This is a genomic window from Streptomyces sp. NPDC001513, from assembly GCF_042894695.1.
GTDB lineage: Bacteria > Actinomycetota > Actinomycetes > Streptomycetales > Streptomycetaceae > Streptomyces.
Window position 1 is genome coordinate 361,271 of sequence record NZ_JBIAVU010000008.1, and the last position, 11,084, is coordinate 372,354.

The 11,084-nt window shown below is 72.2% G+C and carries 13 protein-coding genes; 8 read left to right on the plus strand and 5 right to left on the minus strand.

Annotated features, from left to right (window positions below):
• Window positions 1-19 precede the first annotated feature (19 nt).
• Complete coding sequence (locus ACFYZ4_RS20150; RefSeq protein WP_390784481.1) at window positions 20-1,276, minus strand: MFS transporter; 1,257 nt, start codon at window positions 1,274-1,276, stop codon at window positions 20-22.
• A gap of 94 nt (window positions 1,277-1,370) precedes the next feature.
• On the opposite strand from ACFYZ4_RS20150, the gene ACFYZ4_RS20155 reads away from it, so the two are divergent.
• Both ACFYZ4_RS20155 and ACFYZ4_RS20160 read left to right on the plus strand, forming a co-directional pair.
• Window positions 1,371-2,369 (plus strand): DUF5937 family protein, encoded by a 999-nt coding sequence (locus ACFYZ4_RS20155; protein WP_390784482.1) that lies wholly within the window; start codon window positions 1,371-1,373, stop codon window positions 2,367-2,369.
• 71 nt (window positions 2,370-2,440) lie between these two features.
• A complete protein-coding gene (locus tag ACFYZ4_RS20160) occupies window positions 2,441-3,460 on the plus strand; it encodes a glycoside hydrolase family 6 protein (protein ID WP_390784483.1) in 1,020 nt (339 codons plus the stop codon).
• A gap of 345 nt (window positions 3,461-3,805) precedes the next feature.
• On the opposite strand, the gene ACFYZ4_RS20165 is transcribed toward ACFYZ4_RS20160, so the two are convergent.
• Complete coding sequence (locus ACFYZ4_RS20165; RefSeq protein WP_351304702.1) at window positions 3,806-4,102, minus strand: MTH1187 family thiamine-binding protein; 297 nt, start codon at window positions 4,100-4,102, stop codon at window positions 3,806-3,808.
• The gene (locus tag ACFYZ4_RS20170; RefSeq protein ID WP_351304705.1) at window positions 4,099-4,443 is read right to left on the minus strand and encodes a DUF3817 domain-containing protein; all 345 of its coding nucleotides are present in this window, start codon (window positions 4,441-4,443) and stop codon (window positions 4,099-4,101) included. Before ACFYZ4_RS20170 ends, ACFYZ4_RS20165 begins: the two co-directional genes overlap by 4 nt.
• A 193-nt stretch (window positions 4,444-4,636) precedes the next feature.
• On the opposite strand from ACFYZ4_RS20170, the gene ACFYZ4_RS20175 reads away from it, so the two are divergent.
• The 5 genes from ACFYZ4_RS20175 (at window position 4,637) to ACFYZ4_RS20195 (ending at window position 8,013) form a co-directional block, all read left to right on the plus strand.
• Window positions 4,637-5,275: an AIM24 family protein gene (locus ACFYZ4_RS20175; protein WP_351304708.1), complete on the plus strand. Its 639-nt coding sequence runs from the start codon at window positions 4,637-4,639 to the stop codon at window positions 5,273-5,275.
• Window positions 5,275-5,925 carry an AIM24 family protein gene (locus ACFYZ4_RS20180; RefSeq protein ID WP_351304711.1) on the plus strand — a complete coding sequence of 217 codons (651 nt, stop codon included), beginning with the start codon at window positions 5,275-5,277 and terminating at the stop codon, window positions 5,923-5,925. Before ACFYZ4_RS20175 ends, ACFYZ4_RS20180 begins: the two co-directional genes overlap by 1 nt.
• A gap of 11 nt (window positions 5,926-5,936) precedes the next feature.
• Window positions 5,937-6,749, plus strand: coding sequence for an AIM24 family protein (locus tag ACFYZ4_RS20185; protein WP_351304717.1), 813 nt, complete (start codon window positions 5,937-5,939; stop codon window positions 6,747-6,749).
• A 64-nt stretch (window positions 6,750-6,813) separates the two neighbouring features.
• On the plus strand, window positions 6,814-7,317 hold the full coding sequence (locus ACFYZ4_RS20190) for a MarR family transcriptional regulator (RefSeq protein ID WP_351304720.1): 504 nt from the start codon (window positions 6,814-6,816) through the stop codon (window positions 7,315-7,317).
• Between the two features lie 120 nt (window positions 7,318-7,437).
• Window positions 7,438-8,013, plus strand: a complete 576-nt coding sequence (locus ACFYZ4_RS20195) for a PepSY domain-containing protein (protein ID WP_390784484.1) — start codon at window positions 7,438-7,440, stop codon at window positions 8,011-8,013.
• 161 nt (window positions 8,014-8,174) lie between these two features.
• On the opposite strand, the gene meaB is transcribed toward ACFYZ4_RS20195, so the two are convergent.
• Together meaB and ACFYZ4_RS20205 are read right to left on the minus strand one after the other, a co-directional pair.
• Window positions 8,175-9,137: a methylmalonyl Co-A mutase-associated GTPase MeaB gene (gene meaB / locus ACFYZ4_RS20200; RefSeq protein ID WP_351293257.1), complete on the minus strand. Its 963-nt coding sequence runs from the start codon at window positions 9,135-9,137 to the stop codon at window positions 8,175-8,177.
• Between the two features lie 101 nt (window positions 9,138-9,238).
• Entirely contained in the window at window positions 9,239-10,438 is a 1,200-nt protein-coding gene (locus ACFYZ4_RS20205; RefSeq protein WP_351293254.1) for an acetyl-CoA C-acetyltransferase, read from the minus strand.
• Window positions 10,439-10,573: 135 nt separating this feature from the next.
• On the opposite strand from ACFYZ4_RS20205, the gene mce reads away from it, so the two are divergent.
• Window positions 10,574-11,002, plus strand: a complete 429-nt coding sequence (gene mce, locus ACFYZ4_RS20210) for a methylmalonyl-CoA epimerase (RefSeq protein ID WP_008738238.1) — start codon at window positions 10,574-10,576, stop codon at window positions 11,000-11,002.
• Window positions 11,003-11,084 lie beyond the last annotated feature (82 nt).

An 11,084-nucleotide genomic window follows, 5' to 3' on the forward strand; every position in this document is an offset into this window, starting at 1 on the left:
CCCCGACCCTACCGGGAGGTCACTTCACGGCGGGGGCCGTCTCATCCTTCAGTCCCCCCTCCTGCCGGACTGCGGCCCGGAGTTCGGCGAGGAGCAGCAGGACGACGCCCGTGCCGAGGATCCCGGACCCGGTGACGACCGCGTGCACCGGCAGGAATTCGGCGGCGAGGCCGGCCAGGGCCATGCCCACGCCCTGGAGGGTCATCAGGCCGGTGCTGAGCAGGGTCATCGCCCGCCCGCGCAGCTCGTCGGGCACCGCGTCCACGTACCACTGGTCCAGCCCGAGGGTGTAGGCGTGGGCCAGGCCGGCGAGCAGCAGCGCGCCCAGGAGGAGGGGCACGCCCGGCCGGCCGGCGAAGAGCAGGAGCGGCAGCAGACCGGCGGCGGCGAGCGGGGCCACGATCCGCGATCGGGTGCGGGCGGTGAGGGCGGAGCCGGCCCAGAGTTCGCCGGCGATGGTGCCGACGGGCATCGCGCACATCAGCAGCCCGAGGACCGCGGTGCCGGCGCCGATGCCGTCGACGTACGGGGCGAGCAGCGCCTCGGGCACCACGAGGAAGACGGGCGGCAGCCAGAAGAGCAGGGTGAGCGCGCGCAGCCGGCGCCGGCCGAGGACGGCGCGCAGTCCGGCGAGGGGGGAGGTACGGGTGCTCGTACGGGCGGGCCGGCTGCGGGTGCCCAGGCGCAGCAGCAGCGCGGAGCCGAGGAATCCGGCGGCGGTGAGGGCGATGGCCCCGCGCGGCGCGAGCACGGTGAGCAGCAGCCCGCCGAGGCCGAAGCCGACGAGCTGGGCGCTCTGGGCCACCATCCGCATCAGCGAGCGGCCCAGGACGAAGGTGTCGCCGGGGCCGAGGATGTCGGCGAGGGAGGCGTTGCGCGTGCCCTGGAAGAGCGGTGCCACGAAGGCCATCGCACAGCGCAGGGCGAGGAGCACGGCGACGGGGGTGCCCGGCAGGATCATGGCCGTCGCGCAGGCCGCGCAGACGAGGTCGCACGCGACGAGCACCCGCCGGGCGGGGTGCCGGTCGGCGATCCCGGCGAGCAGCGTGCCGCCAAGGGCGTAAGGGAGGAAGCCGAGGGCGAAGGTGAGCGCGCTCATCAGGGGTGAGCCGGTGGCGCGGTAGACGAGCACGGTGAGGGAGATCTCGGCGACGACGACACCAAGTACGGAGAGCAGGTGGGCGGCGAAGACGGGACGGAACTCCCGGGTCCGGAAGACGGAGCGGTAGCCCGGTGACGGCGTGGACCGCGCGGGCGCCTGGGTGTCGGCTGGCATGGGCCCAGCGTCCGCGCCGGGGGGTGGGGCGCCCCAGAGATTCGTCCGTAGCCGAATATTGGGGTGTCGCACACAGGTGAGGAAGGGGGCGGGGATGGGCCTGCACCATCGCTTCGGGCACCGGGACCTGCTGCGCTGCCGGTTCGCCCTGTCGCCCGCGTGGGAGACGCAGGAGGCGGTGCGCACCCTGAACCGCCCGGACCGGCAGGGCTACCACCTGCCGTGGCTGCGACGGATCCGGGCCGCGGCCGACGGGCTGGACCTGCGGCCGCTGTGGCTGCTGATGCCGCGCCGGGGTCACAGTACGGACTTCATCAGCCCGCCGCCGAGCGGCCCCGGAGTCACTTTCGAGGAGGAGCTCGCGCTGATCCGCGCGGCCGATCCGGCCGCGGCGCGCGAGGACATGCGCAAGGCCCTGGCCTGCACGCCGGGCGCGCTCGACAGCGAAGCGGGCCGGGCCCTGCTCGCCGATCCGGCGCGGTCGGTGCAGGAGCTGGCCGATCTGATCGAGCGGGCCTGGAGCGTGCTGGTCGAGCCGCACTGGCCGCGGCTGCGGGCCCTGCTGGAGGCCGACGTCCTCTTCCATACGCGGCGCCTCGCGGCCGGCGGCCTGGAGTCGCTCTTCGACGGTCTGCACCCCGACCTCTCGTGGGACGCCGCCTCCCTCACCCTGACCGTCGAGCGGCCGTCGCACCACGAACGCGTCCTGGGCGGCCAGGGCCTCGTCCTCATGCCGAGCGCCTTCGTCTGGCCGCAGATCGCGGGCGGCTTCGACCCGCCCTGGCAGCCGACCGTGGTCTACCCGGCCCGCGGCGTCGGCGCCCTGTGGACCCCCGTACGGGAGGACACCCCGGCCGCGCTCGCCCGCCTGCTGGGGCGGGCGCGGGCCGACGTGCTGTGCGCGCTGGACGAACCGTCCTCCACCACGGCGCTGGCCCACCGGCTCGGCCTCGCCCCGTCGACGGTCTCGGCGCATCTGGGCACCCTGCACGCGGCGGGCCTGCTCATCTCCGCCCGCCACGGCCACCAGGTGCTCTACGAGCGCACCCCCCTGGCCATCGCCCTCGCGAGCGGCGACCCCACGGTGTCGTAAGGGGGCGACAACTGACCGCTATGTCACGATATTCCGGTCCGCTGCCCGCCCCTTCGTCCCGAGGAAGCCGGATGCCCTCCGCCGCCCCCAGACGCCGCCTCCACTCCGTCCTCGGCCTCCTCCTGCTGCTCGTCACCGCCCCGGCCTGCTCCGGCGGGCCCGCGCCCGCGCCCGGTCCCCCCGCGACCCCCTCGCCCGGCGCGCCCGCCGCCGAGTCCCCGTACTGGGTGGACCCGGGGAGCAGGGCCGCCCGGCAGGTCGCCGCCTGGGAGGCGGCCGGCCGCAACAGCGACGCCCAGGTGCTGCGCAGGATCGCGGACCGGCCGACGGCCCTGTGGGGACCGGGCGGCGACCCGGGGCCCGCGATCCGCCGGGCCGGGGCGGCGGCCCGGGCCGCCGGGCGGACCCTGCTGCTCGCCGCGCACAACATCCCGTACCGCGACTGCGGCGGGCCGCGTCCCGGCGGCGCCGCGAACGCCCGGGCGTACCGCGACTGGATCGGCGCCTTCGCCGACGGCATCGGGGCCACCAGGGCCGTCGTCATCCTGGAGCCGGGCGCGCTCGCGCACACCGTCGACGGCTGCACCCGGGCCGAACAGCACGCGGAGCGCTACCGGTTGCTCTCCGAGGCCGTGGACCGGCTCAAGCGGAACCGGAACACCAAGGTCTACCTGGACGCGGGCGATCCGGCCTCGGTCGAGAACCCGGCGGACCTCGTGACGCCCCTCTCGAAGGCCGGCCTGGAGCACGCGGACGGCTTCGCCGTCAACGTCTCCGGCTTCCAGCCCGACGCCGCCGCCCGGGCGTACGGCGCCAGGATCTCCGAACGGACCGGGAACAGACACTTCGTCATCGACACCGGCCGCAACGGCGCCGGCCCGCCGCCGGGCGACGGCGCCCGGTCCCGGTGCAACCCGCCGGGCCGCGCCCTCGGCACCCCGCCGACCGACCGCACGGCCGACCCGCTCGTCGACGCGTACCTGTGGATCAAACCCCCGGGCGAGTCCGACGGCCCCTGCCACGGCGGCCCCCCACCCGGCACCTGGTGGCCGGACCAAGCCCTGGGCCTGGCCCGCCGCGCCACGGAGTAACAGATCCAGCCCCGCCGGCGTTTGAGGCGCACCCAACCCAGCCCCGCCGGCGTTTGAGGTGCCCAACCCAGCCCCGCCGGCGTTTGAGGCGCGCCCAACGCAGCCCCGCCGGCGTTTGAGGCGCCCAACCCAGCCCCGCCGGCGTTTGAGGCGCCCAGCCCAGCCCCGCCGGCGTTTGAGGCGCGCCCAACGCAGCCCCGCCGGCGTTTGAGGCGCGGGGTCTGGGGCGGAGCCCCAGGAAGCCGGGCGCAGCCCGGGCCCCCGCCCCCGCCCGCACACGCAAAGGCGCCCCCGGCCAGGAGGCCAAGGGCGCTTCGGGGAAACCAGCGACGGCAGCCGGGCGCCTCAGCCCCCGGCCAGGTGCCGCTCCACCGTCTCCACCTTCGACGTGATCCCGTCGCTCACGCCCGGCCGGATGTCGGCCTTGAGGATGAACGAGACCCGCGGCGCCCGCTCCTCGACCGCGGCCACCGCGCGCCGGACCACGTCCATGACCTCGTTCCACTCACCCTCGATGGTGGTGAACATGGCGTCCGTACGGTTCGGCAGTCCCGACTCGCGGACCACCCGGACCGCGTCGGCGACGTACTCGCCGACCTCTTCACCGACCCCGAGCGGGGTCACCGAGAACGCGACGATCACGCTTCCGCCACCTGTCGCGCGCGGGCCGCCATCACGCTGTCGGCCTCTTCCCGCTTGAGCAGCTTGTCGCCGTACAGCCCGCCGAAGGGCACCAGCGAGAGGACGAAGAACAGCAGGACCCTCTTCACCGGCCACTTCGCCTTGGTCCAGACGTCGATCAGGAGGACCAGGTAGGCGAGGAACAGGATCCCGTGGATGGCTCCGAGCGGCATCATCAGGTAGTCGATGTCCGAGATCCGGCTCAGCACGGAGCCGAAGATCAGCAGGGCCGGGAACGACAGTGCCTCCGGAACGGAGATGAGTCGCAGACGGTGCAGGGCGGAGGCGGTCTTGATGTCCACGTTCAACCTTCGGGGTGGAGGCCTGGGTCGGATCGATCCAGTGTCTCAGCCGCTTTGCGGGATCTTGACCCGGCCCCTCCCCCACCGCGGCGGGCCCGGAACGCCCCGCCATCGCCCCTCATACCGACCAGGTGTGGCATATATCGGCCACGGGGCCCTGTTCGGGCTCGCCCGCTGCCGATAACGTCTTCCCGTGGCTCAGTTCCGACTCCAAGGCAGCAAGGTGCTGGCCGTCGACCTGACCGGGGATGCCGTGAAAGCGAAGAACGGCTCCATGGTCGCGTACGACGGGCAGATGGCCTTCAAGAAGATGACCGGCGGTGGCGAAGGCCTCCGCGGCATGGTGACCCGCCGGCTGACCGGCGAACAGATGACGGTGATGGAGGTACAGGGGCACGGCACCTGCTTCTTCGCCGACCGCGCCAGCGAGATCAATCTGGTCAATCTGCGCGGCGAGAAGCTCTACGTCGAGTCCAGCAACCTGCTGTGCACCGACGCCGGTCTGCGCACCGGCACCACCTTCACCGGCCTGCGCGGCGCGACGTCGGGCAACGGTCTCTTCACCACGACCGTCGAGGGCTCCGGCCAGGCGGCCATCATGTCCGACGGTCCGGCGGTGGTGCTGCGCGTGAGCGCCCAGTACCCGCTCTCCGTCGACCCGGGGGCGTACATCGCGCACACCGGCAACCTCCAGCAGTCCTTCCAGTCCGGTGTGAACTTCCGCACACTGATCGGCGAGGGCTCCGGCGAGGCGTTCCAGATCCGGTTCGAGGGCGAGGGCCTGGTGTACGTGCAGCCCAGCGAGCGCAACACCGTCGGGGGCGACATCTGATGCCGTTCCGCGAGATCAACTCGAAGATGGTCGAGGCGCAGGTCGTGTCGGGCCAGAAGATGTTCAGCCAGCGCGGCGCCATGCTCGCGTACCGCGGCGACGTCTCCTTCACCCCGAGCCTGACGGGCGGTCAGGGCGGGGTCATGGGCATGATCGGGCGCCGGGTGGCGAACGAGCAGACCCCGCTGATGACGGTCGAGGGCAGCGGCACCGTGATGTTCGGCCACGGCGGCCACCACATCCAGGTGATCAACCTGACCGGCGAGACCCTCTACGTCGAGGCCGACCGGCTGCTCGCCTTCGACGGCACCCTGCAGCAGGGCACGATGTTCATGGGCTCCCAGGGCGGCGTCATGGGCATGGTCCGCGGCCAGGTGACCGGCCAGGGCCTGTTCACCACCACCCTCAAGGGCCACGGCTCGGTCGCCGTGATGGCCCACGGCGGGGTCATCGAGCTGCCGATCACCCCGCAGCGCCCGATCCACGTGGACCCGCAGGCGTACGTCGCCCACCACGGCGACGTGCGCAACAAGCTCTCCACCGCGCTGGGCTGGCGGGACATGGTGGGCCGCGGCTCGGGCGAGGCGTTCCAGCTGGAGCTGTCCGGCCAGGGCGCGGTGTACGTACAGGCCTCCGAGGAGAAGCTGTGAACTTTGGCCCTGTGACCGGCGGACCCGGCGGCGCCGGCAGTCCCACGGTCTTCGACCCGTACACGCTGCCCTCGGACGACAACGTGAACGCGTACACCTTCTGCGTGGAGCTCAAGGGGAGCCAGTGGTTCCTGCAGAAGGGCAAGATGATCTCGTACTACGGGCACATCGAGTTCAACGGCATCGGCAACGGGCGCTTCGACCGCCTGCTGCGGACCAGCTTCCACTCCCCGCTGCACGCGAGCGACTGGGTGGTCGCCGAGGGCTCGGGCAAGATGCTGCTGGCCGACCGGGCCTTCGACGTGAACTCGTACGACCTGGACAACGGCAACCTGACGATCCGGTCGGGCAACCTGCTCGCCTACCAGCCCTCGCTGGCCCTGAAGCAGTCGATCGTCCCGGGCTTCCTGACGCTGATCGGAACCGGGAAGTTCGTGGCGGCGTCCAACGGCCCGGTGGTGTTCATGGAGCCCCCGCTGCGCGTGGACCCGCAGGCGCTGGTGGGCTGGGCGGACTGCCCCTCGCCGTGCCACCACTACGACCACGGCTACATGTCGGGCGTGCTGGGCGGCCTGCGCTCGCTGACCGGCATCGGGGGCAGCTCGGGCGAGGAGCACCAGTTCGAGTTCGTCGGGGCCGGGACGGTGCTGCTGCAGTCGTCGGAGATGCTGATGGCGGAGCAGGCGGTCGGCGCGGTCGGCGCGGGCGCGGCCACGGGCAACGCGCAGGGCGTTCCGGGGGCCGGGCAGGGCCCGATGGGGCAGCTGGGCGTGCCACGGATGCCGGGACAGCTGGGTGATCTCCAGCGCCGCCTCGGACTGTGATATCCCGGACCTTCCATCTTTGTACGTAATTCAACTTTTTAGGTAGAGTTCATTCATGGAGACCATGGAGACCGAGACGGCCACCCTCCCCCAGACTCCGTCCGGGGGGACCCCCTGGCTGACCGACGCCGAGCAGTGCGCATGGCGCACCCATCTGGACGTCAGCAGGCTGCTGATGCACCAGCTGGAAAAGGATCTCCAGCCCTTCGGACTCACCAACAACGACTACGAGATCCTCGTGAACCTCTCGGAGTCGCAGGACCACAGGATGCGGATGAGCGACCTCGCCACCGCCACCCTGCAGTCCAAGAGCCGACTGTCGCACCAGATCACGCGCATGGAGACGGCGGGCCTCGTGCGCCGGGTGAACTGCGAGTCCGACCGCCGCGGCCTGTACGCGGTGCTCACGGACGAGGGCATGGAGACGATGCGCAAGGTCGCCCCGCATCACGTGGCGTCCGTCCGTCAGCACTTCATCGACCTGCTGCCGCCGGAGGCCCTGGCGGCGCTGCGCGCCTCGCTGACCCCCGTGGCCGAGCACCTGCGCGACAACCGCGGCAAGATCTGACCCCCGGGGCGCTCGGCGCGCCCCGAACGGCGGCCGGCCGGACAATGGGCACTGTTCGCCCGCTGCCGGCCGCCGCCGAGCATCCCTAGGCGGCCATGGCCGGCCTGAGGAGGTCAAGCCATGAAGCGCACCCTGTACGTCTCCGCGGCCACGGCCGTCGTCCTGGTGGCCGGAGGTCCGGTGGCGGTCGCGGCAGCGGCCACCGCCGACACGGCGAGAACCGTGACCTCGGCCGCCGCCGTCCCCGGCGACGTGACGGCGGAAGCGGCGGCCGCGGCCGCCCTGAAGAAGTACCCGGGCGTGGTCGAGTCCCTCGACCTGGACGGGACCGTCTGGCACGTCGACGTGATCAGCAAGGACGGCAAGGGCCACGCCGAACTGGAGGTGGCGGCCGACGGCACGGTCACCGAGGAGAACCGCGACACCGACGAGAACGCCGCGGAGCACAAGGACCTGATCGCCGCCAAGGTCACCGCCGAACAGGCGATGAAGGCGGCCGTGGCCGCCCACCCCGGACAGGTCACGACCGTCGAATGGGACAACGACGACAACAGCGCCTATTACTGGCACGTCGAGGTCAAGGGTGCCGACAACAAGACCTGGGACGGCCGGGTGGACGCCACGACGGCCAAGGTCACCACGTCCACGGACTCCGACTCGGACTCCGACTCGAACGACAACGACGACAACAACTGACCCGAGCCGGCCCCGTCGGGCCAATCCAGCCCCGCCGGCGTTCGAGGCGCTCTTTCAGCCTCGCCGGCGTTTGAGGCGCGGGGGCTCGGGGGCAGCGCCCCCTGGGGGTCCCCCCGGACGGAGTCCGGGGGAGGCGCCGCACCCGGCCCCCCGCCTCAGGCTCAGGCTTCGGTCAGCGTGGCCAGCAACGCATCCGCGGCGGCGTACGGGTCCAGCTCGCCCACGGCAACCCTGGCGGCCAACGCATCCAGATGCGCATCGCCCCGCAGGTCCGCCATCCGCGCCCGCAGGGCCGTCACGGCGATGGTCTCCACCTCCCGGGCGGCCCGCGTCGCGCGCCGCTCGGCCAGCACCCCGCGCTCGTCCATCCACGCCCGGTGCTTCTCCAGCGCCTCGACCAGTTCGTCGATGCCCTGCCCGCGGGCCGCGACCGTCTTCACGATCGGCGGCCGCCAGTCGTCCCGGCCCCGCGCCTCGCCGAGGCCCAGCATGTGGTTCAGCTCCCGGGCCGTCGCGTCCGCGCCGTCCCGGTCCGCCTTGTTCACCACGTACACGTCGCCGATCTCCAGGATCCCCGCCTTCGCGGCCTGGATCCCGTCGCCCATCCCGGGGGCCAGCAGCACCACCGAGGTGTCGGCCTGCGAGGCGATCTCCACCTCCGACTGCCCGACCCCGACCGTCTCGACCAGGATCACCTCGCAGCCGGCCGCGTCCAGCACCCGGATCGCCTGCGGGGCGGCCCACGCCAGCCCGCCCAGGTGCCCCCGGGTGGCCATGGAGCGGATGTAGACCCCCGGGTCCGAGGCGTGGTCGGACATCCGCACCCGGTCGCCGAGCAGGGCCCCGCCCGAGAAGGGCGAGGAGGGGTCGACGGCGAGGACGCCGACCCGCTTCCCGGCCTTGCGGTACGCGGACACCAGCGCCGAGGTCGAGGTCGACTTGCCGACGCCGGGCGATCCCGTCAGCCCGACCACGTACGCCCCGCCCGTGAGCGGGGCCAGCGCGGCCATCACCTCCCGCAGCTGCGGGGACGCCCCCTCGACCAGCGAGATCAGCCGGGCCACCGCTCTCGGCCGGCCCTCACGCGCCTGGGCCACCAGCTGGGGGACGTCCACCGCCGTCATACGTGCTGCGCTCCTCGGTTCTCGTACGGGTACGGGTGCGGGTACGGGTGCGGTCGGGCCACCGGGCGCCCTCGATCGGGGCCCGGCGGCCCGGCCGGTGCCTACTTGGCGACGCGGACGATCAGGGCGTCGCCCTGGCCACCGCCACCGCACAGCGCGGCCGCGCCGATCCCGCCGCCGCGGCGCTTCAGCTCCAGCGCCAGGTGCAGCACCACGCGCGCACCGGACATGCCGATCGGGTGGCCCAGGGCGATGGCGCCACCGTTGACGTTCACCTTTTCCGGGGTCACGCCGAGGTCCTTCATTGACTGGACGGCGACCGCCGCGAAGGCCTCGTTGATCTCGATGAGGTCCAGGTCGGAGACCTCCAGGCCGTCCTTCTTCAGGGCGTGCAGGATCGCGTTGGAGGGCTGCGACTGGAGAGAGTTGTCGGGACCGGCCACGTTGCCGTGGGCGCCGATTTCGGCGATCCACTCCAGTCCGAGCTCCTCGGCCTTCGCCTTGCTCATCACGACCACGGCGGCCGCGCCGTCGCTGATCTGCGAGGAGGTGCCGGCGGTGATCGTGCCGTCCTTGGCGAAGGCCGGGCGCAGCTTGCCGAGGGACTCCACGGTGGTCTCGGGGCGGATGCCCTCGTCCGCCGAGAAGATCACCGGGTCGCCCTTGCGCTGCGGGATCTCGACCGGGGTGATCTCGGCCTCGAACACGCCGTTCTTCTGCGCGGCCGCGGCCCGCTGGTGCGAGGAGGCGGCGAACTCGTCCTGCGGGGCGCGCTCGATGCCGAGGCGGGTGTTGTGCTTCTCGGTCGACTCGCCCATCGCGATGTTCTCGAAGGCGTCGGTGAGGCCGTCGTAGGCCATCGCGTCGAGCATCTCGATGGCGCCGTACTTGAAGCCCTCACGGGACTTGGGCAGCAGGTGCGGGGCGTTGGTCATGGACTCCTGACCGCCCGCGACCACGATGTCGAACTCCCCGGCGCGGATCAGCTGGTCGGCCAGCGCGATCGCGTCCAGGCCCGAGAGACACACCTTGTTGATCGTGAGGGCGGGCACGTTCATCGGAATGCCGGCCTTGACCGCCGCCTGGCGGGCGGGGATCTGGCCCGCGCCGGCCTGCAGCACCTGGCCCATGATCACGTACTGCACCTGGTCGCCGGAGATGCCGGCCCGGTCCAGCGCGGACTTGATGGCGAAGCCGCCGAGGTCGGCACCCGAGAAGGACTTCAGCGAGCCGAGCAGCCGCCCCATGGGCGTGCGGGCCCCGGCGACGATCACAGAAGTGGTGTTGTTCGATCCGGACATGAGGCACAGCCCCTTGGATGAGGAGTGAACGAGGGTTTACGTGAATGTACTGGGCGGTACCGCAGCGGTCACCGGGCTGCCGGTGTGATCGCGCGCACGTTGCGTGACCACCCCCTTCGGCGGTGCACTGTCACCATGCTGACAAGAATCGACCACATCGGGATCGCCTGCTTCGACCTGGACAAAACCGTCGAGTTCTACCGTGCCACGTACGGCTTCGAGGTGTTCCACTCCGAGGTCAACGAGGAGCAGGGTGTCCGCGAGGCCATGCTGAAGATCAACGAGACGTCCGACGGCGGCGCCTCCTACCTCCAGCTCCTGGAGCCCACCCGCGAGGACTCCGCGGTGGGCAAGTGGCTGGCCAAGAACGGCGAGGGGGTCCACCACATCGCCTTCGGCACCGAGGACGTCCAGGGCGACTCGGAGGCCATCCGCGGCAAGGGCGTCCGCGTCCTCTACGACCAGCCCCGCACCGGCTCGATGGGCTCCTCGATCACCTTCCTGCACCCCAAGGACTGCCACGGCGTCCTCACCGAACTGGTCACCTCCAACCCCGAGCACTGACGGACCACTGATGGCCCGATTCCCCGGCCGGTAGAGTGGCCATGGCTCGGCCGGGGTTCGGTGCGGAGACGGGGTCGGGGCC